Origin of the sequence: Gilliamella sp. Nev3-1 (assembly GCF_001690435.1) — a bacterium.
Taxonomy (GTDB): Bacteria; Pseudomonadota; Gammaproteobacteria; order Enterobacterales; family Orbaceae; genus Gilliamella; species Gilliamella apicola_C.
In genome coordinates, this window is record NZ_LZHN01000004.1 from 39,573 (window position 1) to 63,438 (window position 23,866).

Annotated in this window: 18 protein-coding genes; 6 read left to right on the forward strand and 12 right to left on the reverse strand. The window is 36.4% G+C overall.

Annotation, left to right across the window (positions count from 1 at the left end; translation table 11 throughout):
- Positions 1–8: 8 nt before the first annotated feature.
- From csy2 to carA, 6 genes are all read right to left on the reverse strand, one after another.
- Positions 9–932, reverse strand: coding sequence for a type I-F CRISPR-associated protein Csy2 (gene csy2 / locus A9G40_RS00930; RefSeq protein WP_065581504.1), 924 nt, complete (start codon positions 930–932; stop codon positions 9–11).
- Positions 932–2,308, reverse strand: coding sequence for a type I-F CRISPR-associated protein Csy1 (gene csy1, locus A9G40_RS00935; RefSeq protein ID WP_065581505.1), 1,377 nt, complete (start codon positions 2,306–2,308; stop codon positions 932–934). Before csy1 ends, csy2 begins: the two co-directional genes overlap by 1 nt.
- A gap of 415 nt (positions 2,309–2,723) precedes the next feature.
- Positions 2,724–6,044 (reverse strand): type I-F CRISPR-associated helicase Cas3f, encoded by a 3,321-nt coding sequence (cas3f, locus tag A9G40_RS00940; RefSeq protein ID WP_065581506.1) that lies wholly within the window; start codon positions 6,042–6,044, stop codon positions 2,724–2,726.
- The gene (gene cas1f, locus A9G40_RS00945; RefSeq protein WP_065581507.1) at positions 6,041–6,994 is read right to left on the reverse strand and encodes a type I-F CRISPR-associated endonuclease Cas1f; all 954 of its coding nucleotides are present in this window, start codon (positions 6,992–6,994) and stop codon (positions 6,041–6,043) included. Before cas1f ends, cas3f begins: the two co-directional genes overlap by 4 nt.
- A 169-nt stretch (positions 6,995–7,163) precedes the next feature.
- On the reverse strand, positions 7,164–10,376 hold the full coding sequence (carB, locus tag A9G40_RS00950; protein WP_065581508.1) for a carbamoyl-phosphate synthase large subunit: 3,213 nt from the start codon (positions 10,374–10,376) through the stop codon (positions 7,164–7,166).
- 2 nt (positions 10,377–10,378) lie between these two features.
- Entirely contained in the window at positions 10,379–11,536 is a 1,158-nt protein-coding gene (carA, locus tag A9G40_RS00955) for a glutamine-hydrolyzing carbamoyl-phosphate synthase small subunit (protein WP_065581509.1), read from the reverse strand.
- Positions 11,537–11,803: 267 nt separating this feature from the next.
- On the opposite strand from carA, the gene argF reads away from it, so the two are divergent.
- Together argF and A9G40_RS00965 are read left to right on the forward strand one after the other, a co-directional pair.
- Positions 11,804–12,814 carry an ornithine carbamoyltransferase gene (gene argF / locus A9G40_RS00960; RefSeq protein WP_065581510.1) on the forward strand — a complete coding sequence of 337 codons (1,011 nt, stop codon included), beginning with the start codon at positions 11,804–11,806 and terminating at the stop codon, positions 12,812–12,814.
- A gap of 98 nt (positions 12,815–12,912) precedes the next feature.
- The gene (locus A9G40_RS00965; RefSeq protein WP_065581511.1) at positions 12,913–13,410 is read left to right on the forward strand and encodes a phosphatidylglycerophosphatase A family protein; all 498 of its coding nucleotides are present in this window, start codon (positions 12,913–12,915) and stop codon (positions 13,408–13,410) included.
- A 537-nt stretch (positions 13,411–13,947) separates the two neighbouring features.
- Here A9G40_RS00965 and nadK read toward each other — a convergent pair.
- Entirely contained in the window at positions 13,948–14,826 is an 879-nt protein-coding gene (nadK, locus tag A9G40_RS00970) for an NAD(+) kinase (RefSeq protein WP_065581512.1), read from the reverse strand.
- Positions 14,827–14,982: 156 nt separating this feature from the next.
- On the opposite strand from nadK, the gene grpE reads away from it, so the two are divergent.
- On the forward strand, positions 14,983–15,567 hold the full coding sequence (gene grpE / locus A9G40_RS00975; protein WP_065581513.1) for a nucleotide exchange factor GrpE: 585 nt from the start codon (positions 14,983–14,985) through the stop codon (positions 15,565–15,567).
- A gap of 42 nt (positions 15,568–15,609) precedes the next feature.
- Here grpE and def read toward each other — a convergent pair whose 3' ends face one another.
- Positions 15,610–16,122, reverse strand: a complete 513-nt coding sequence (gene def, locus A9G40_RS00980) for a peptide deformylase (protein ID WP_065581514.1) — start codon at positions 16,120–16,122, stop codon at positions 15,610–15,612.
- Positions 16,123–16,283: 161 nt separating this feature from the next.
- Between def and dprA the strand changes: the two genes are divergently transcribed.
- On the forward strand, positions 16,284–17,387 hold the full coding sequence (gene dprA, locus A9G40_RS00985; protein WP_218057909.1) for a DNA-processing protein DprA: 1,104 nt from the start codon (positions 16,284–16,286) through the stop codon (positions 17,385–17,387).
- Positions 17,388–17,476: 89 nt separating this feature from the next.
- Here dprA and rraA read toward each other — a convergent pair whose 3' ends face one another.
- From rraA to A9G40_RS01005, 4 genes are all read right to left on the reverse strand, one after another.
- On the reverse strand, positions 17,477–17,968 hold the full coding sequence (gene rraA, locus A9G40_RS00990; RefSeq protein ID WP_065568263.1) for a ribonuclease E activity regulator RraA: 492 nt from the start codon (positions 17,966–17,968) through the stop codon (positions 17,477–17,479).
- A gap of 296 nt (positions 17,969–18,264) precedes the next feature.
- A complete protein-coding gene (locus A9G40_RS00995; protein ID WP_065581515.1) occupies positions 18,265–19,419 on the reverse strand; it encodes an ABC transporter permease in 1,155 nt (384 codons plus the stop codon).
- Between the two features lie 14 nt (positions 19,420–19,433).
- A complete protein-coding gene (locus A9G40_RS01000) occupies positions 19,434–20,573 on the reverse strand; it encodes an ABC transporter permease (protein ID WP_065581516.1) in 1,140 nt (379 codons plus the stop codon).
- Positions 20,555–21,526, reverse strand: coding sequence for an HlyD family secretion protein (locus A9G40_RS01005; RefSeq protein ID WP_065581517.1), 972 nt, complete (start codon positions 21,524–21,526; stop codon positions 20,555–20,557). Before A9G40_RS01005 ends, A9G40_RS01000 begins: the two co-directional genes overlap by 19 nt.
- Positions 21,527–21,877: 351 nt before the next feature.
- On the opposite strand from A9G40_RS01005, the gene A9G40_RS01010 reads away from it, so the two are divergent.
- Positions 21,878–23,167 carry an NAD(P)/FAD-dependent oxidoreductase gene (locus A9G40_RS01010; RefSeq protein ID WP_081302101.1) on the forward strand — a complete coding sequence of 430 codons (1,290 nt, stop codon included), beginning with the start codon at positions 21,878–21,880 and terminating at the stop codon, positions 23,165–23,167.
- A 95-nt stretch (positions 23,168–23,262) separates the two neighbouring features.
- Entirely contained in the window at positions 23,263–23,865 is a 603-nt protein-coding gene (locus A9G40_RS01015; protein WP_065581518.1) for a YiiX family permuted papain-like enzyme, read from the forward strand.
- The last annotated feature ends 1 nt before the right edge of the window (position 23,866 follow it).

The following is a 23,866-nucleotide window of genomic DNA, read 5'->3' on the forward strand; positions in this document are numbered from 1 at the left end:
AAATTTACTTAATTGGTTTCTTGATTGATAATATAAATTTCTGCATCATTTGATTGCAATTCACTACATTGATAACGCCAAAAAGCTTGCGATAAATTCTCTTGCAAACGCAAAGGAAAGACCCACTTACCCAGCCCATAAATACACTCCACAAATTGCGTGGCATGTTCATTACTGCGTGCATGTTCAACCTTACCTGCGGCAAACAGTGGCGAAATTGCTTGATAGCCCAAATGCAAAGGGACAAGCCAACCACGACCTTGCTTAACCGATGTGGTTTGCCAGTGATCTTTTTCTTGTGGATGATGATGCAACATCGCTGTTTCAATCAGGGCATCAAGTGCTGTAGCATTAGGATCTTGTTGCTGTAATTCAGCAGTAATATCTTGTAAATCTTGCGGTGCTTCAACTAAAACAAATGCGGGTAATAGTGCATTGATTAAGTTTTTATTTGATCCTGATGCAGAATATAGCTCGACTGATTCAATATCAACAACGTGCCCACCAGCAACGCGTTGCTGGTAAAGTTTTTGTTTCATCTGTTGGATGAATGCTTGCTGCTCATCTGCATCATCTAATGTTTCACGCTCTTCAATTTTTACCTCGACAAGCAATGAAACATCTAGATGAACTCGCCCTTCTTCAATAATGGAACGAGTACTACCATTTTTAGAGAGTGGATTGCGCGTTAATCGAAAAGTATAATCCGCATAGTTATTTGGTCGATAAACTTGTACATCACATTCATGACATGCAATTAACACACCATCTAAGTAAATGGGATTTTCTGATTCAATTTTTCGACTTAAAGCATGAATAGCGCCTAAAAACCCCGAAATAGCTGGAAATCCATACGTTAATGGGCTAGAAATTGCATTGGCATTATGGATTTTGACATGATCAAAGAATAAATAATAACGTAATGATGCCATTAAAAGATCCCCTCCCTTTTACGTTGACTTGCTTTTACTGCAGATCTAAATTCACGGCGCCATTCACTAAACTCCGGATCGGCAAATTGCTGTTTAATATTTTTGAATTTTTCTTTTAAAGCATTTTGAACCCACTTGGCAAAAGTCTTTTCTAAACTTTGTTGCCAATCGCCTTGTTCATACTGCTTTTTAAAATCATCTTCATTTTCTAATTGAGTTCGCTGTGGATCAAGCCAAAGTTTTTCATGAAAATTAAGTGAATAATCACGACTCCAACCCGCTGGTTGAGTAGTTTGAATATGACGAGCAAACTTAAGCAATAACGATAAAATCACCGCAAACGCATCTTTACGATCATCTCGTTCTTCTACAATATTTTTTGGCGATTCAACCATATCAAACAGTAATTTAAAACCAAATCGGCAGAAATATTGCAATGTATGATTGAAAATAGTTTCTTGTTGTTTAGAAATCGATGGGAATTGAGATTTTTCAAATATAGGAGGCATAGAGGGTAATAAAAAATTGCGCCCTCCTTGATTACTGGTTAATTGACTTACTCCTTGTGGATTGCTACCGCCCAATTTAACTACCGCTAAATGATGAAATGAAAAATAAGACTGATGCTCAATATCTTTAATTCGTCGTTGTTCGCGTGCTTTTTTATTTTCATCTGAAAATCGTGATTGTACTTTTTGATAAACCAAATGGCACAATGAACTCGGATGCAAAGGAATTAATAATCGATAATTATTTTCTTGATCAGATAAATAAGTCTCTTCACTATTCGGCCAATATAATTGCTTATTCAATTCCGAGGTTTTAGGTTTGCTAAAATCATTAAAGATTGCTTTTTTAAAATTAGCTAAATAAAGCGATGCTTTTTGTCGATCATCTGAAAGAGCGGGTAAAACAGCTGGATGATTTTTTATAATTAACTGCAGAATCTTATTTTCACCAACATATTGATTAAAAAGAGAAAATATATCTAATGAAGCGGCGTTACCAGAGCTATCAGGTTCTAACAAAGATGGTGTTGCAGAAGATATAACTGTTTGATTGCTCAGTTTGGGTTGGGTTGCAATGTTAACGTTATCTCCAGAGCTAGATGAATGAATACCTTTGCTTAAATGAGTTCCTATTGTTATCCATGAAATTCTTCTTGTTGCTGCATCTTCCATCCAAGTTTCAAAATCAAATCGCTTGGCTAACTCATCTAACTTTTGCTGAGCTTCATTAACTGCAACTAAATCACCCGCTTCTTTTGCTTTTTCTAGCTTAGCGGTTTCACTTTTATAATTACTATTATTGGCAAGCCGTTGTTGTAAAAAGTCTAAAATTACCTTTCTTATATCTTGCCAAGAGACATTATCCATTCTCCCTCCTTATTATTTATCTTAAATTTCAATATAATTATAATAAAATAACATTTGCTAAAAATTAAGCAAATAACACAAAAAATAATCTAAAAACAAAATATAAAAAAGAAAGAATCAAAGAAATATTTAATACTTAACAGGAATAAAATTAGAAGCAATTCAAAAAAATCAATACGATAAATAAAACTAGCTAATTTACACCATCCGAGATTAACACTTTTATAGACCGCTTATTCAGCGGTAAAATTCACTTCAAAGAAAAGTAAATACTTAACATTTCTCAGCAACCTACTCGGCTGTCAGAACTCAGTATAAAAGAATTCCCTACCTTTTACTAGCAACTACTACCTACCTGATGATATTTTGTAAAAAAGTTTCAGGTGATATATATGTTTTAGTATAAAACTAACAATTATTTCTTTTCATAAAAACCAAAATAAGGATGAAAATACCAATTACTATCCCGATATAAGCTGACACTACAAAACTCATTGGCTAATCGGTATAAGTTTTTATTGGGGAAATGTTCCGCTATTTTCGTTATGGCTTGTTCTACACTATTTTCTAACCACGGTTTCACTTGCGGATTTTCAAATAACCAGTGTTTGTATTTAATTTGGTTATTTTGAGTACTTGGGCAGCGTTCATCTGGTGTTTGCCATGCTATATCTGCATAGCTAAATTGATAATCCCCATCATCATCAAGTTGGCAGATATATTCATCTTGTGTCTTATTATTCCCTCTAAATGGTGAAATTGCCTGTAAATGCACACAATGGTGATGTGCTAAGTCTGGTTGCCAATAGCTGGTGACATAATTACTTTTACGGGCATGAATCGCAAACAGATCTGCCATGACCTTATGCTCTAATTCGGCGAGAGTCAGACCATCTTCTGGGCAAGACTTAATACGAGGAACTGCATCTATATTCACTAACTGATGAGCAGGAATTAGTTCATTTGTTTTATGGGTTTTCAGCAAGAGTAATGACTCTTCTTCAAATCCAGGTTTAGTAAAACAGGCTTTATCCGTACGATAATCAGATTCAATGGCCTGTAAATTCGATCCTAATATCGCTACATTGGCCTTTTGTGCCATTTTTTGTGGTCGATGTCGCCATACTCGCCCCACTAGCTGAATAATAGAGCGCATGGATGATGGTTCTACAATTGCCCAATCATAATCGTGATCGCGCCCGACTTCGGTTACTGGTGTACCAATAACAATAAAAATATGGTTTTGTTTATTGCTGTCTTTGATGGCATTGATAATTTCAGGCTGATTAAATAATGTCTGTTCATCACTGCGATTTAAAATTCTATCAAGTTTTTCTTCTAGCTGGCTACGCAATAATAGCAGTTGCCGAGCATGATAAACCACGATGTGAAAAGCAGTATCAGTAGGTAACTTGGTTTGTGCATAAATTTGTTGTGTAAGTGAAATAACATCTTCGGTATGGGCAAAACGCATTAAACCAATACTTATCTTTTTTTGTGATTTTTTATCTATTTGATGATGATCTTGGTGAAATTGATAAGCTTGATCTAATAATTGTTTAGCCAGCACACCATAATTGATTTTTTGGTTTTCTGTTTTATTTTCTTGGTAATTTAGTAGATCCAAAATATGCCCTTTACGACGGATTGCACTTTGTGCTAATTGATGAATGCGCATTGCTACAAATTGTTGATGGTAATCGCTAAACGTTTTAGTATCAGCAATTGGTGATATCGACTGTTCATATTCATCAAACCAACCACAGACAATGGTATTATTGGCATATTGGTTATTTTGATTCCAAATTTTTCGCCCTGCTTGGTAAGCGTCAAATAATCCGGCAATTAAATCTGGTGTTAAAGTCGCCGATGACAGTAGCACTTTGCTACCAAATAACCCAGCTAAATGTACCAAGCGAGCCAGTGCAGGTAAGTCGTGTTGATCAAAATCATCGGGTTCATCTAAAATCAGATCTGAGGTTAATAATCTTAACGTAGGTGCAATATATTTACCGCCTCGCGTACATTCGCTAGCTTGAATAATATGGTCAATGGTGCATGTCACAATAGGCGCATAAAGTAATTGCCGTGCTTTACTGTCTTCGATAATCGTCCCTAACTCACAATCCGCCATACCACTTTCTGCTACATCAATATATTCATCAAGTAACGATTCAATGGATTCACTACCTTGGCTTTCTGAATTTGTTTGAGAATCGTTTTGTTGTATTTCTTCATTACTTAGCTCAAACAAGGTTTTTGTGGCTCGCCCACCCACTAAAATCGCCAGATGTTCATCACTTAAGTGTAATCTTTCTCTTAATGCTTTACCTGTTTGCAACGTTAAAACACGTAATCCCAATGCAATGGTAAAACGCACGCCCCGTTTTGGATTTGAAAGCGCATACATAATCCGCCCATTGGCTAAGGTTTTACCACAGCCAGTCGATGCCATGTTAACGCCAAAAAAGCCACATTCATCAGATACGTTTTGATAACTTTTTGCTAAATCAAAAGCATGATTTTGCCATTGGAATCGTTTTATAGTTGTTCGTTTGGTAAAGGGTTTATGTTGATTGATGGCAGGTAATTCCGTGATTATTTTAGGTAATAAACGAGCAAAGCGGGCTGAAAAATTCGCGACCCCAATTAAATGATCATCTAAACACTGTTTAGGCTTTTTTTGGTAATTTGTGTTGGCAATCAATATGGATTTATTTACGTCAGCTTCTTTATTTGCTAAAGATAAACTAGAATAGTTATGATCAGCCACCATTAAACCTAAGCGCGAAATATGCAATAAAAACGGGTCAATAGTAGATAAGTGCATTAAAGGAATATGGTTTAGGGCTTTGGTTGCATAACGGCTTAATTTTTTAAGCCAAGGTTGGCTTAAGGTGATATCACTTTTTAGTTGCCAAAAATCGTTGGGTGAAGTGTGTTGACTATGACTATTTTTAACCCATTTATCAATTGCCTTAAATGTTTTATAAAAACTTCGGATAGTTAAACCCGATATATCAAAATCTATTTTCTGTAAATTTTTAATATCGCCCGTTAATGAATCCGGTAAAAACGGCATTCTATGATGCGACACAATGAGCCACGCAATCCATTGTGCCAATAATGGTAACTGCGTCAGATCATTTTTATCGACTTGGGTGAGCTGCTTGTACCAATTAGGATTCTGTTGTCGATATTCAGTAAAATTCACTAATCGATCAAATAAGGCTTCGTTCGTGGTGCAGTCTTGAATCATTAATAAAAATAATTGTAACGAAATCCATTCATGTCGGTAAGGATCAGCAGCCACAGCCGTTTCTGCTCGTAATTTAGATTGAAAACCAATCGTTGCTTTACCTAAATCATGAAGTAATGCCGCTATGGTTGTGATTAATTGAATGGTGGTTGCATATTGCCAACAATTTTCGCTGTCACTGCGTAAAATATTACGTTTAGTACGATTAGTTGGGACTCGTCCCTCTTGATTAAACTGACTGCGATCGCCCACAATCCACAAAAGATCAGTTAAATTTTTACCATGTGTCCAATAGCAGGCAACAGCAGTATTTTTTCGTGCGGTTTTGCGTAATAATTTATAAAGCGTTTGTAGCCCTGCTTCGGTCATTGGGCTTTGCCATGTTCGTTCACCGCAGCGCTCAGCGAACTGATCGATAATCCGCCTTGTTTCGGTTAAGGCATTCTTTTTGCATTGGCTAACAAGTAAAATATTCATATTTGATCGGCTATCTGTTTTAAGGTATCAATAATTTTATCAAGTGCTTCTAATTGGGCAAATTGCGCAATACATGCCATACGAAATTCTTTTTCACTATCCCCTTGTTTAGCTGATAAAAAGGCTTGAGGTAATACAATACCATCTTTGATAATATCGGCCGCATCAAAAACTAAACCACCGCGGCGAGTTTTGCCGTGTAAAATAGCCAGCCCATGAGGGAGACCTAACACCCAACAAGCCGTTGCGCCAAGGCCATAGGCTAAATAGTTACCATGATCTAAAAATTGGTTAGCGGGATCATGACTTTTGCCTCGTGTGCCTTGTTCTCGTTTAAATTTGTCATCTTGTAAGGTTAATTGATTTGCCATGCCATAAAGACGTTTGCTAATTCGCCCTTCTGCGGCTAAAAGTGCTTGGCTATTATCCACATCGGTAAATTGTTGTATTGCATCAGTAAGAATATGCGTTAACTGCGTTTTATCAACATCCCAATCAAATTGCGGCCAACACTCACTAATAATATTAAGCCTTGTTTGTTGCAATAATTTAGCTGCTTGTAATCGACGCTTGTCATCAAACCAAAATTGACACCAACTTTGTAGGTATTCTGTCGGACGATATTCACTTTGTAGCGAAAAAAACTGACAAGCAAATTCAGATTCAGTTGATGAAAAAAGTGGGGTTCCGCCTCCCCCACAAAAACCAATCATGACACCTGCTCGTGAAAGCTCTCGCACGGCAGCTTGCGTTAATGACGTTCCAGTACCTAATAAAATACAGGTAGTATTAGCTATTGGGATATTCCAATATAAAGACTGTTGCCCTTGCTCCGTCACATACTCAACACGCCCACCATTAACCAAAACACGGCAATGTTCTAAATAATAAATATTGGCACGCTTGGAATGCATGATCGTTTTTAGATCAGAGGAATGAATCATATCCATGATGATAACTGATTAAATTAATTGAAATATAGCAAATAAATTAACATTATTTTATATTAAAAACGAGCATTTTTATTGTTTATTACAAGCTATTGGGTGATTGCAAAGTTATTATATTTTGATTGCGATTTTTAAAGACGAGCATTGCTCGTCTTCGTCTTTTTGTTTATCAATAAAGTTGCTGTAATGGCGTTACAGTTTGTGCTGGATCGTAATTGAGTGCCGCAGTTGTGGCATAGGCAGCATTCATGGTGGTATCGTAATGTACCTTATATTGAATGGCACTTCGACGCAATATTTTTGAGGCTTCAATGGCCGCTCGTCCAGAGGTGGTATTAAGAATATAGCTGTACTCGCCATTTTTTATGTGGTCATGGATATTCGGGCGCCCTTCGTTTTCTTTTTTTACGATTTGGCATGATATATTTGCTTGTTGTAATACCTTTGCCGTGCCAATAGTGGCATCAATACTAAATCCATGAGCAATTAATCGCTTAGCGACTTCTAACAGCCTTGTTTTATCCTGATCACGAACCGATAATAATGCTTTTCCTGATTTTTTCATATTGGATAAACTACCAAGCTGGGCTTTAGCAAAGGCTTCAGCAAAGGTTTTACCGATGCCCATTACTTCACCCGTTGAGCGCATTTCTGGACCTAAGATTGGATCAACGCCACTGAATTTATTAAACGGTAATACCACTTCTTTTACTGAGTAATAAGGAGGGATTACTTCTTTAGTTACGTTTTGTTGTGCCAAGGTTGTTCCTACCATGACTCGTGCGGCGATTTTAGCGAGTGGTAAGCCAGTTGCTTTTGAGACAAAAGGGACAGTGCGAGCTGCTCGCGGGTTGATTTCGATTAAATAAATCTGGTTATCTTTAACAGCAAACTGTCCATTCATTAAGCCTTTCACATCAAGCTCAAGTGCTAACTGTTTAGCCTGTTGCCTGAGTTGGGCTAAAATCTCTGAGGTTAGTGTGTGTGTAGGTAATGAACAAGCTGAATCGCCAGAGTGGATCCCTGCTTGTTCAATATGTTCCATAATACCACCAATGACAATTTGTTCACCATCAGCAATCACATCAATATCTACTTCAATGGCATCATCTAAAAAGTGATCAAGTAGGACAGGGGCATTATTCGATTCACTTACCGCTGTTTTAAAATAATGCCGTAAATCTTGCTCATTATAGACAATTTCCATTGCCCGACCACCTAATACATAAGATGGCCTAACCACTAATGGGTAACCGACTTTTTCCGCTTTGGTGATAGCTTCATCAATATCAGTCACTGTTGCGTTGACAGGTTGTTTTAATTTTAGTTTATCGACGATTGCTTGAAAACGCTGGCGATCTTCGGCTTTATCAATAGCGTCAGGTGAAGTACCAATAATAGGTAGACCTGCCGCTTCAAGTGCACGGGCGAGCTTTAGTGGTGTTTGCCCACCATATTGCACGATAACACCATTTGGCTTTTCAACATGCGCAATCTCAAGCACATCTTCAAGCGTAACTGGCTCAAAATAGAGGCGATCAGAAGTATCATAATCGGTTGACACGGTTTCTGGGTTACAGTTAACCATAATGGTTTCATAACCATCCTCACGCAGAGCTAATGCTGCATGCACACAGCAATAATCGAACTCGATACCTTGACCAATTCGATTAGGACCACCACCTAGGATCATAATTTTTTTACGGCGAAATTGAGGATTGGCTTCACACTCTTGCTCATAGGTTGAATAAAGGTAAGCGGTATCGGTTGCAAATTCAGCCGCACAGGTATCAACACGTTTATAAACAGGGTGAATTTGATATTGATGACGTAAATCGCGAACCGATTGCTCGGTGGTATTAAGTAGTTTAGCAATGCGTAAATCTGAAAAACCTTTACGTTTTAATTGCCATAATGTTTCTAAATCGAGCTGTGCAAGTGACTGCTTCTTTAGCTTGTTTTCAAGGTTAACCAACTCTTCAATTTGTATTAAAAACCAACGATCTATATTGGTTAATGTAAAGATCTCATCTAAACTCAATCCAGCCCTAAAGGCATCGGCAATATACCAAATACGATCGGCGCCCGCTTCTTGGAGTTCATAACGAATTTTGGTGATATTTTTTTCATCAGTATAATTATCAATTTTAGGATCAAATCCTGAAGCGCCAACCTCAAGCCCTCGCAATGCTTTTTGTATTGATTCTTGGAAGGTACGCCCAATGGCCATCACTTCACCAACCGATTTCATTTGCGTGGTTAAACGATCATTACAACCAGCAAACTTTTCAAAATTAAAGCGTGGGATTTTAGTGACCACATAATCAATTGATGGTTCAAATGAGGCGGGGGTTTTACCCCCTGTAATATCATTCGATAATTCATCGAGTGTATAACCAACTGCCAATTTAGCAGCGATTTTAGCAATTGGAAAACCGGTAGCTTTAGAAGCTAACGCTGATGAACGTGATACTCTCGGATTCATCTCAATGACAATTAATCGCCCAGTGTTTGGATCAACGGAAAATTGTACATTGGAGCCACCGGTTTCAACGCCAATTTCACGCAGTACCGCGATCGAAGCGTTACGCATGATTTGGTATTCTTTATCCGTCAAGGTTTGTGCCGGCGCAACAGTAATTGAATCACCGGTGTGAATACCCATTGGATCGAAGTTTTCAATTGAACAAACAATAATGCAGTTATCATTTTTGTCTCGCACCACTTCCATTTCGTACTCTTTCCAACCTATCAATGATTCATCGATGAGCAGTTCATTGGTTGGTGAAAGATCAAGTCCTCTGGTACAAATTTCATCAAATTCTTCTGTGTTATATGCAATTCCGCCCCCAGTTCCCCCCATGGTAAAGGACGGGCGAATAATGCAAGGAAAACCAACTTGCTCAAGAACGGCATAAGCTTCTTTAAGCGAATGCGCAATGCCTGAACGAGCGGTATCAAGGCCGATTTTTTTCATCGCCTCATCAAACCGTTTACGATCTTCGGCTTTATCAATAGCATCTGCTGTTGCACCTATCATTTCAACATTAAATTCTTTCAATACACCTTGTTTTTCAAGCTCTAATGCACAGTTTAACGCTGTTTGACCGCCCATGGTTGGTAAAATGGCGTCTGGCCTTTCTTGTTCAATAATCTTGCGAACGCATGTCCAATGAATTGGCTCGATATAAGTGGCATCGGCCATTTCAGGATCCGTCATGATAGTGGCTGGGTTGGAATTAACTAAAATAACGCGATAGCCTTCTTCACGTAGCGCCTTACAGGCTTGTGCTCCCGAATAATCAAATTCACATGCTTGACCAATAACAATTGGACCTGCGCCAATAATTAATATACTGTTGATATCTGTTCGCTTCGCCATAATTATTGCTCCTGCTTATAAATTTTAATTAACTCAATAAAATGATCAAAAAGAGGTGCGGCATCATGTGGTCCGGGACTGGCTTCTGGGTGACCTTGAAAACTAAAAGCTGGTTTGTAATTGTGATGAATACCTTGCAGTGAACCATCAAATAGTGATTTATGAGTGGCTCTTAAATGAGCAGGCAAACTTGCTTCATCTACTGCAAAACCATGATTTTGAGCGGTGATCATAACCTGATTATTTTCAAGATTTTTAACGGGGTGATTTCCGCCATGGTGACCAAACTTCATTTTAATCGTTTTAGCGCCACATGCTAGTGCTAAAAGTTGATGACCTAAGCAGATACCAAAGATGGGAATGTCAGCATTTAAAAACTGCTTAATAGCCTCAATTGCATAACGGCAAGGGGCTGGATCACCTGGGCCATTAGATAAAAATATTCCATCTGGCTTTAATGCAAGGACTTGTTCTGCTGTCGTTTTGGCTGGTACGACTGTTAATTTACAACCACGCTCAACTAACATGCGCAAAATATTGCGTTTTACGCCAAAGTCATAAGCAACAACATGGTATGGTAATTGTTTTTCTGGTATTGGATTAGGCTGTTGTTGTCTTGTCCATATGCCTTGAGTCCAAATATAACTTGTCAAACACGTCACTTCTTTAGCTAAATCAAGCCCACTTAATCCTTTAAAATTTATTGCCTGTTGTTTGGCTATTTCGGCTTTTTCAAGTAAGGTCTTTTTATCCGTTGCCGTTATAATAACACCATGCTGTGCTCCTTTTTCACGCAAAATACGCGTTAAGCGCCGTGTATCAATATCGGCGATGGCAATAACATTATGCTTTTTTAAATAGCTGGAAAGATCGAGTTCACTTCGGTAGTTGCTGGCTAATAATGGCAAATCACGAATAATCAATCCCTTTGCATAAATTTGGCTGGATTCAGCATCATTATCATTTGTTCCGACATTACCAATATGAGGATAGGTCAGTGTAACCAATTGTTCACAGTAAGAAGGATCGGTAAGGATTTCTTGGTAGCCAGTCATTGACGTATTAAAGACCACCTCACCAACAGTTTGTCCGTTAGCACCAATGGATTTACCAATAAATTGCGAACCGTCTTGCAACATAAGGAGGGCGTAAGTTTGCATGATTAAGCTACCTTTGATTAAACAACCAATAAATATGAATAAAAATTCAATTTAATTGTTTTTAATAATACAATATTTAATCATATTATTACACTTTTTTAAACAAAAAAAGCAATATTATAAAAAACAACCAAATGACAAAATCTAAAATTTTAGACAATTCAATGCTTAGAAATAATATCAAATAAATCTAGAAGGTTTAACTTGAAATTGCATAATTATTCAAATAAAATCTTAGCAAAGTTTACCGCTTTTTAGGAGCTCAATATGTACGGTTTTTATCAACGCCATTTTTTACGTTTACTCGACTTTACTCCAGCAGAAATTAATCGATTGATTGAACTTGCTATCGAACTAAAAAAAGCCAAAAAACAAGGTAACGAAAAAAAACATTTAGTTGGTAAAAATATAGCCCTTATTTTCGAAAAAGATTCAACTCGTACTCGCTGTGCATTTGAAGTAGGTGCGTTTGATCAAGGAGCTCAAGTAACCTATTTAGGCTCCAGTGGTAGCCAAATTGGGCATAAAGAATCAATTGCAGATACCGCGCGCGTGCTAGGTCGAATGTATGATGGAATTGAATATCGTGGTTATGGTCAAGAAATTGTTGAAACCTTAGCAAAATATGCAGGTGTGCCAGTCTGGAATGGTTTAACAACCGAAGCACATCCAACGCAAATATTAGCCGATTTTATGACAATGCAAGAGCATATAGGAGATCGACCATTAAGCAGTATTAAATTTGCCTATTTAGGTGATGCTCGGAATAATATGGGAAATTCATTAATGGAAGGTGCAGCGTTAATGGGGATGGAGATTCGATTAGTTGCACCAAAGGCTTGTCAGCCGGAAGCCGAACTTGTGCAAAAGTGCCAAGATATTGCCAAAATGACAAGAGCAAAAATTATCTTAACTGAAGATGTGACTTTAGGCGTTAAAGACGTCGACTTTTTATACACGGACGTATGGGTGTCAATGGGCGAACCTAAAAATGTTTGGGATGAGCGAGTTAAGCTATTAACACCATATCAAGTAAATCAAAACGTGATTAAACTCACTGGTAACCCAAATGTCAAATTTATGCACTGCCTGCCTGCTTTTCATGATATAAATACGACAGTGGGTAAACAAATGGCAGCACAATATGGCTTAACCAATGGGCTTGAAGTAACTCATGATGTATTTGAATCTGAGCATAGTATTGTATTTGACGAGGCCGAAAACAGGCTACATACCATTAAAGCGGTAATGGTTGCAACATTAACCAAAGACGAATAATATTGTCACAATTAATACAAAGGTGTTTTGTTAACATAAGCGCCTTTCTTTTTGCCGACTTAATGTCGGCATAATTTTATCTAAAAGAATATTGAATCATGACCAAACAAGAGCGAAACAAAAATTTTAAAAAATACCTAAAACTGACCAATCCCATTCATTTTTTAGCAGTAGGATTGGGTAGCGGCATGTCACCGATTATGCCGGGAACTATGGGTTCATTAATGGCTATCCCGTTATGGCTTTTGTTTTATGGCTTACAGCCAGCTTTATACTGGATATTTATTTTAGTGACTTTTATTTTTGGTTGTTTTATTTGCCAAAAAACATCGGATGATACCCATACGCACGATTCAGGGCATATCGTTTGGGATGAATTTGTCGGCATGTGGATCACCCTATTTTTTATTCCGCAACTTTCAGTTATGTGGATTGCCATAGCTTTCGTGGCATTTAGAGTGTTTGACATGGCAAAACCTTGGCCAATTCGCTGGTTTGATAAACGTATCCCCGGTGGATTTGGCATTATGGTAGATGATGTGATTGCAGCTATCTTTTCATCATTCACAGTTTATGTCATGACATTAATTATTTAAGAGATGAAGCGTGATCCTCGCCAAAATATAAGACAATACTCGCCACTATCAATACACTAAATTGACGACGAAATAAGGTATGTTTGCGCATGCTACAAACTCAATACCTATCAATATATGAGCTTATTTGCTGGCAGATCACTTTTCGACCGAATAAATCATTACACCGAAGTATAATCCACCTTCAAGAGGGGGGGGATATCAGTGATGTCGGTCATCCAAACTAGGTTGAGTTTAACCGGATTAAACGGTCTATTTAATGTATTGGGCCGTACTTCATGCGATAGACTTGTGGTAAAAAGATGAATATTATTGTTTATAATCGCTTAAATAAAAAACCCAAATAAAATCAATAGCTTTTCTGAATGGTTTTTATCGTGCTTAATTTACTATTCTTTCTGATATATCATAGCCCTAGTTTCTAATATCGTATACTAAGCTTGGGGCAATTAGATGGGTTTTATGTCGCCAATAAGGCAAGGATCAATGATCTGATATTCAAATGCATATTTCTCTGAAATTTTTTGATAACACTAGCTAAAACATCTTTTGTGACCAACCTAATTTGGTTGAAAGATTATTAAAATAATCATAATCCTTAGAGTGAATTAAATTAAACTCATACGAAGAACGGCGAATAATCACATCTTGTGTGGGTTTGACAGGCAAAATAATTTGGCTATCACAAGCAATATTAAGATCCAGTGCTGTCGTTGGGAATTTTAAGCGGATAGCATTATCACTTTTGATCACTAATGGTCTGACCGCTAATGAATGTGGAAACATTGGTGTAATAATTAATGCATCTAAATGAGGAGCTAAAATAGGACCTCCCGCCGATAGTGAATAAGCGGTAGAGCCTGTCGGTGTGGCAATAATTAACCCATCTGCTCGCTGTGAAAAGGCATTGCGTTCATTAATGTAGACATCATAGTCAATCATATGTGCAACGGTATTAGGAGTAACAACAATTTCGTTGACGGCAAAACTTGAGTTAATCAAGTTACCATTATCATAAATAGACACTTCTAACAAAAAGCGGGGATCATCCTCATATTTACCAGCAATAACAGGACTTAATTGTTCAATCACTTGTTCATGAGAAATATCAGTTAAAAAACCGAGGTTACCGCGATTGACACCAATAACTTTGATTTTATAGTGCGATAGTCGCCTAGCTGAATGCAACATATTTCCATCTCCCCCTACAACAATAGCGAGATCGGCTTGCTCACCAATTGTTTCCAACGAGGCGTAGTGGCTAACAGAAAATTGAATGTGATCCGCTAAGCGCTCTTCAACCAGCACGCGAATACCAAGTTTAACAAGCCAATCATAAAGCACTTGATGAGTTTCTATTGCTTCTAATTTACGCGGAAGCCCAATTAAGCCAATACATTTAAATGGTGTATCCATAAAATATCCTTGTTATTTTTTACACAACCATCTGTATTTTTTGATAATAATTCAAAAAATCACATATCAATATGATGATAGGCTTGTAATCATAAAAATTGCCCCCATAATAACCGTTATTCACTAAGTTTTCGACTACATTATTTGGAGTACCCTATGACAGAGCAAGATAAAAATATGTCAGAAAATGAAACTAACATTGACACACCAGTAGAAGCAACAGCCGAGCAAGAAGTAACTGCGCAACCAAATCTTGAAGAACAATTAAGTGCAAAAGATGCTCGTATTGCAGAGCTTGAACAAGCATTGCAATTAGCGAAAAAAAATGAAAGTGAAGCCATGATTCGTGCGCGAGCTGAAATTGATAATGTTCGTAAACGAGTCGAGCAAGATGTTGATAAAGCGCGTAAGTTTGCACTCGAAAAATTTTCTAACGAATTATTACCCGTTATTGATAATTTAGAACGCGCTTTAGAATCGACAGACAAAGCGAATCCAGAACATAAAGCGACAGTTGAAGGATTAGAACTGACATTAAAATCATTCTTAGACACTGTCAAAAAATTTGGTATTGAAGTGATTAATACCGAAGATTCTCAATTAAATCCTGATGTACACCAAGCGATAAGTATGGTTGAATCACCTGAACATCAGTCAGGACAAATTGTTAATACCATTCAGAAAGGCTATACCTTAAATGGCCGTTTAATTCGCCCTGCCATGGTTATTGTCGCTAAATAGCTAAGCGTAATGAGTTTAACCGCCAAGTACTGGCGGTTAATTTTATTTACTGCGTTGCTCTTCTCGGGCAAGTTTTTTCATTTTTTGTTCGATTCGTTGGCGTTTTAATGGTGAAAGATAATCGACAAAAAGCTTACCTTTTAAGTGATCCATTTCGTGTTGAATACAAATAGCCAATAGATCATCAGCGTCAATTTCGTAAGGATTGCCATTACGATCAAGTGCTTTAATTTTAATCTTTTCAGCTCTTGGCACAAAACCACGGCAATCAGGTACCGATAGACAGCCTTCCTCAATACCTGTTTCACCGTCTTGGCTAATGACTTCTGGGTTGATAATCACATAAACGTGGCTTTTGTCTTCTGATACATCAATTACGATAATTTGTTCATGCACATCGACTTGGGTAGAAGCCAGACCAATACCATTTTCGGCGTACATGGTTTCAATCATGTTGTCAATAATGGTTTGTAACTCTGGTGTAAATTTGGTAACAGGCTTAGCAACTTTGCGAAGTCGCTCATCAGGAAAACGTAATACTGGTAAAATAGCCATAAATTATTCGATCTACTCCTCAAATTTCGGGTTTATTCCATCTATTATTCATTGTAAACATTTATCATACTGATGAATAGCCCTTGTTGGCTATTGATAAAATATATCTTATCAATTCAAGATATGACGCCTGTTTAAGCTGTATATAAAAAAGGGTTATGATGAGTAAATATGAATTTTTATTACGAATTTCAATGCTTAGATATGGAAAACGAGCCATTTTTGAAAAAATTATGCAACTTTTTGTTAACGGTTTACCTAGTAGCATAAAAGATGTCTCTCTTCTATTAAATAAACTAGGATTATCAGACATTCAATTAGCACTTTTTTATGAAACATCATACCTACATTTTGAGCCAATACTTGAATGGTTAGATTCACCTTTTCCACCAAAATATCTTATTGCCTATTGCGATAATGATTATCCCTTACTACTTAAGCAAATTGATTCTCCGCCTTTATTATTATTTGTTTTAGGTAATCGGCAGTTACTAGATTCTCCTCAATTGGCTATGGTGGGCAGTCGCGAATTTAGTGAATATGGAGCACAATGGGGGCGATATTTTGCAAGCGAATTAGCTATTAATGGTTTAACCATAACCAGTGGTTTGGCGCTAGGGTTAGATGCAATTTGCCATCGTGGTGCGCTTGAAGTATCTGGCCCGACTATTGCAGTTCTAGGCAGTGGATTAGCCAAGATTGCCCCAAGATCAAATTTAAGCTTAGCCAATGATATTTTGTCACAAGGTGGCGCCATTGTTTCTGAATTTCTACCATTTGAAAAAGCCAGATCAGTCTATTTCCCTCGTCGAAACCGAATTATTAGCGGATTAAGTTTAGGTACTTTTGTGATTGAAGCATCAGAAAAAAGTGGTTCACTAATTACAGCACGCTATGCACTTGAACAAAATCGCGATGTCTTTGCTTTACCTGGCGATATTGATAATGAAAACTGTAGTGGAACTCATTATTTAATTAAACAAGGCGCTTATTTGGTTTCTAAGCCTGCTGATATTTTAGAGCATTATTATAACTATTTATCAGTAGTAAATAACTCGCTTAATTCAATTAAAGAAGCGCCAAGTCATTCTATTTTGTATCCGGAAATTTTTGCTGTGATTCACCACCAACCTATTCCTATTGATATTATTGCCCAGCAAGTCAATTTACCGATTTCCGAAGTGACAACTAAATTATTGGATATGGAACTAGAGGGACTGATTAAAACGGTAACTGGCGGTTATATTCGTAATCGAATAATTTAGCATTAACAAAATCCTTGTTAAAAAACTTCAGAAAAGCGCGCATTTAAATATAAAACCCGCCGATAGGCTTCGGCGGTATAGGTTATTTTTTATTTATCTTCAATTTCGAGCGCAATTTCAGATAAAATAATACCAGTGTTATCAGCATAAATAAAATCACCAGAAAAGAAAGTTACGCCACCAAAGTTAACTCGAATATCGATTTCACCTATTCCTTGATCCTCAGCACCAACTGGAATTGCTGCCAGCGCTTGAATACCAATATCAGCTTCAGCCAAGTGATCAACTTGACGAACAGCGCCATAAACAATAATCCCTTCCCACTGATTTTGCACGGCAATATCGATTAGCTCTGCATCAATTAATGCACGACGAACAGAACCACCACCATCAATAACAAGAATTTTACCTGAACCGTCCGATTGTAAAATTTCGTATAGTAGCCCGTTATCTTCAAAACATTTAACTGTTACAGCTTGACCTGAAAATGATGTCACACCGCCAAAATTACTAAATATCGGTTCAACAACGTTAACGTCTTCTGGGTAATAATCGCAAAGAACTGAAGTATCAAACTCCATTATCAAGTCTCCTTTTGCTGTGGTATATAAGTTTATTTAGTATAACGCGAATACAAGTAAAACGATATTAAATTTAAATAAACAAATGCTAATTCAAGATAATTCTCAAACAATAAAATAAATTAACCAATAAAACAAGCCGAACTGCTTGTACTAAGCTTGTACCACTCTTGTACTAATCAAAAGTTATTAACGATCAATTTAAATCATCATAGCAATATTTAATATCAATCGGTAAAGCTAATAACAATAAGCCACTGGATTTATATTTTATATCATTGATAATCTATTGATTATTATATTTTTCTAGATTTAGACGTTGAGTTTTTAAAAAATTTTCTTACTCGACCTTCTCGCAATGCTGCAATAAAAAAGCCTAGTGAACCGTATATAATCCCAAGCAACAAAATCATAAATACATTAAATAAATTATCTTTTAAGCTTAACCCCATTTGATTGACACCTGCTATCATATTGGTTGCCCAAGTTGATGGTAACATTTTAGAAACTATTTGTACCCCAAAAGGCATGGCATCAAGCGGCCAAATTGTACCCGATAAATAAAATACGGGGGTTGTCAAAAATGCGAGTGTCAAATAGATCATTTCGGTTTTACGTAAACATTCAGTCAGTAATTTACTGAGCCCTAAAACGCCAAGCAATAATGGAAATGTCATAATTAGAATTTCGGGTATATTAGCGAGTTGTCGATAGCCAAGTGCCCAAGGCCATAAACCAAACAGAACAATGGATAAAAATAACCAGATCGGTATAAGACCACATAAACTACCAAATATGACTATTTTCGGCGGTTTACCTTTCGGTAGTGAGTTTAAAGTAATGTTAGTACGCGTTGAAGCAATTAAAAATGAGTGTTGCAATAACATTACTAATAAACCCGGAAAGGTAATAGCGGCAAAACTGACGCCAGGATTATAAAGTGGTTCAGTTTGACCATTTATTGGCGATAAAATAATATTGATCTGTTTATCTGAGAATCCACTATTACGCATTATTCGAGTATTATATTGAGTTAATATCTGTTGATAGATCCCTTTTATATCGACTTGTATTAAACCATTGGCTAAACGACTTGAAGCATCACCATATGCAGGTATTGTCACTTCTTCGCCATTTAATAACCGCTTTTCAAAATCTCTTGGAATTGTAAATACTGCAAAGAGTCGATGATTATTAATATCATCATAAGCTTGCAGAGAGCTTTCATATATGATGGTCTCGATTTTAGAGCTAGTATTTAAAGAGCGAATTAAACCTCGACTTGTTGGTGTATGATCTTGATCGACGATGGCTACTGGCAAGCTGGTTATGGTTCCATTACTATAAACTAAACTCATCAATGAGACAGATAAGAGTAACAATAACCACCTTGGTCTCACTAACATAAGCAAAAATATTTTTACAAATGAAGACCAAAATATTTTAAGCATCTTGGTTTTTCCCCTTACTGTGAATGTAGTCGTCTTACTAGACGTTTTCTTACTAACACAGTAATAATTATTGGATAGATCATTAAAATACCACAGACTTTTAGCACTGAAAGATAGCTAGAATGGCGTAAAAACAGATCAAACAGTTTATTAAGTGCATAAGTTAATGGCTCTAAAGATGAAATGAATCTCGCAATCCATGGCATTGATAGTTCTGGCACAACAATGCCCGAATAAGTTAACGCCAGTCCAACTAAAAGACCGATATAGGAATAAGCATCAATTGGCGTTTTTGTAAAAGTGTACAGCAAAATACCGATACTTTGCGCAGCAATAACATAGAAAAACACCACTATCATCATTGCAAAGGGCGATCCTGATACACGCGCATCAGAAAATAAAACCAGCATAGCAATTTCAAAAATAAGTAACATAGTAAACCAAATGGTATAAGGCGCTAATTTCCCTAAAACAAAAGGATAATTAGGGCGAGTTCGCTTTGGTAATTGTGCTAATAGATGAATCGTTATTGTGACAACAAACAGTTGTAGTAGATGCACAACAGCAGAAAATTGCTGAAAGTACATTGAGTTACCACTGGCATTAAACAATCCATCATAATTGAAGTTTACTTTTGCAAGCTTAGGTACTGGTATCCCAATACTAGTTGCCATTGTGCTACGGTATTGAGTATTTAATGCGGCAATAAGGCCAGAATAGTCCATAATAGAATACAAGCCCGCACTATAGTATAACGCATTGTAATATAGCATTGGAGTGGGCTGACGGCCAGCTAATACATCTGCTTCAAAATTAGGGGGAATATAAAAAATGGCGTAAATTTTTGCTTTTCGCAAATCGCGCTCGGCCTCTGAAAGCTGGCTATCATAGTTAACAAGGCTTGCATGTGCACCGGCATTAAGATTGCGCACAATTTCACGTGATAAAACACTGTTATCATGATCTATATAGCCAACAGGTAGATCAAATAGCACACCGCGGTGGAATATGCTACTGATTAATACAAAAATAATTAGTGGCAAAATCCACATTAGCCAATGGAAAGTAAATCGTTTAAAAATGGTGGGTATTTCAGCATTAAACGCTTGTTTAAAGCGGTGCCAAAAATCCCAAATTAGTTGTCTAATTTCCATAGTGTGCTCATACCTGCACGTAAATTAGTAATAGGCTTTGTTGGATAAAGCCTAACTTCAAAGGTTTTTAAATCAAAATCACCAGTAGCTCGCGTTGCCCGTTTTGTTGCATAATCACCCATAGGCGCAATATAACGAACTTCAGCCTCAATTTCCTTATTACCAAGAGCAGGCACTTCAAGCTTAACATGATCGCCTTTATGAATATTAGGCATAATGTTTTCACGAAGATTAAATATAAAGTACGCTTTTGGTAGTTGAATTACAGTCAATAATGGGCTATTGGCATTAAATAACTCACCAACTTCGGCTGGTATTGAACCAACCTCACCTTCAACAGGAGATTTTACTTGTAAATCATCATATTGAATTTGTAATTGTTTAAGCTGCTCTTCTGCTTCTTTTAATTTAGCATTATAAATTTCACGTTGTTCAATACGATCACCATTTTTGGCTTGATCTAAATTAGCTTGTGCTGACTGAACTTGTTGAAAAGCTGCATCACGCGTTTTTAATGCATTATCTAAGATAGATTGAGAAACATAACCTTTGGCCGAAATCGCTTTGTTACGATCATATTCTTTGGATGCATTATCATAAGCAACTTTAGCTTGTTGAAGTAACGCTTGATAGTAGCGAATACTTTCTTCACGTGTTCCATGTTCAGAAAGCGCGACTTGGGCGCGTGCTTGATCGCAAGCCGCTTGCGCCGCTTTGACTTGTGCTAATAGCTCTGGGCTATCAAGCGTTATTAATATATCGTTTGGTTTTACATCATCGCCTCGATTAACATGGATAGCCTGCACCCGTCCTTTCGCTTTTGACGAAATACTAACATTAGGAGCATCAACCTCACCTTGTAAGATAAGCTGACTATTGTGTGAGCGAATTAAAATTGTCATTGAGATTAAAATAACAATTAACACAATCGTAATAAAAATTTTTTTATTCATAAATTTTGTATAGAGTGATAATGATTAGATAAGACCTAAACAATTAGGACTATGGTATGCATTACAGATTTTACATACTTAAATTGTAACGATTACTATATTATAGGTTATACCAAAAATGCTTTATTTCAACAGCTAAAGCAGAATTTTTATTTTAAAAAATAAGAATATATTAACATTATGAATAGTCAATATGGCTATATTCTATTTAGCTTTTAAATAAATTTTGATAATTATAAAACATCACTTTAATAGGTTTTATTTATAATTGATATTAGTTAAAAGAAATAGATAAAAACCTACTTATTTAGTATGATATTTTCAATTAATATACGATAAGGTTCGAAATTTATGAAAAAAATAATAATTATTGGTGGTGGAGCCGGTGGTTTAGAGCTAGCTACAGACCTTGGCGATAAACTAGGTAAAGACAACCAAGCCGAAATTAGACTAATTGATAAAAACAGCTATCACTTGTGGAAACCTTTATTACATGAATTTGCCACAGGTGTTTTGAACGAACAAGCTGATAAAATTGATTATGCTACACAAGGGCAACAACACAGCTTTCAATTTACACAAGGTACATTTAAAGATCTTAACCGTGAAGAAAAACAAGTTATTATTGAAGATTTAAACAACGAATCTATCTCTGTACCCTATGATATTTTAGTTGTAGCAATAGGAAGTACCTCAAACGATTTTGGCACACCTGGTGTTAAAGAGCATTGTATCTTTTTAGATGACCAAAGTGCTGCAATTCGTTTACGTGAAACACTGATTGCCAAATTTGCTGGTTTTTGTTCAATTATTGATGAAAAACAAGAAAAAACTGAAGATAAAATTCGTATTGCTATTGTTGGTGGCGGTGCAACAGGTGTTGAATTAGCCTCTGAATTACCTCACATGGTTGAAACATTCGGCGCTTGTGGTCACAATAAAATGTGTTCAGATTTACTAGATGTATCCATTATTGAAGCAACTGATCGTATTTTACCTGCCCTACCTGAAAAAACAGCATTAAGTATCACTGAAACTTTACAAAACCGTGGCATTCGCGTATTAACAAAAACCATGATCACTAAAGCGGAAAGTGATGGCTTTTATCCAAAAGAAGGCGATACCATTCACGCAGATATTATGATCTGGACTGCTGGGGTAAAAGCACCTGATTATTTAAAAGATATTTCTGGATTAGAATCAAGTCGTTCTAATCAGCTTGTAGTAAAACCAACATTACAAACAACACGTGATGATAATATTTTTGTTATTGGTGATTGTGCTTACGCAATGCAAGACAGCGGACGAGCCGCTCCCGCTACCGCACAAGCCGCACATCAAATGGCAAAAATTTGTTATGAAAACATTGTTAACATGTTAAATAATAAATCCATGAAATCATTCAGTTATACAGATAATGGAACAATTATTTCTTTGCATGATACCGCTCAAGGTGTGGTTAAAATTGCTGGAAAAGGAGAAATGAGCGTTAAAGGCTTTTTTGCTTTAACTATTCATCGCCTGCTCTATCGTATGCATCAAGCAAGTTTATTGGGTATATTCAACACAATTCGATTTGTTAAAGCGAGTAAAGAGATGTATAAAAATAAATTTGCGTCTATCTTTACTCATCAAGATTAGTTTCCCATTTAAATAGCTACTTACAAAACACTATTTTATAAGTGGCTATTTTATTTTATAATTTATAGCATTATTTACAGCTAAAGGTAAATTTAATGCGTTTTGTTATATTGTTTATGCTGTCTTTAGCTAGCTTTATTAGTATTGCTAGTTATAAACCTCAAGATGGGGATATTATTTTTCAATCCTCACAATCAAGACAAAGCCTGGCAGTTGAACAAGCTACAAACTCTCCATACAGTCATATGGGAATTATTTTTATTAAAAATAATGGTAAGCCATATGTTTTTGAAGCTGCTAATAAAGTCGTTTATACACCACTAAATAGTTGGATTGCACGTGGTAAAAATAAAAACTACATCATAAAACGTTTAAAAAATCACAATCTATCCCATAGCGAAATTACTAAATTAAAGCAAGTCGCAAGTAGTTTTGAAGGCAAACCTTATGATATCGGGTTTGGTTGGGACAATAATTATATCTATTGTTCTGAGTTAATCTGGAAAATTTATGATAAGGCTTTGAAATTGAAAATTGGTCAATTACAAACTATCAAAGATTTTAATCTTTCATCACCTGTCGTGAAGAAAAAATTAAAAGAGCGTTATGGAAACAAAATTCCTTATCAAGAAACTGTTATTTCACCAGTTTCTATTTTTAATTCCCCCTTACTGACAACAGTTGACAAACAATGGTAAA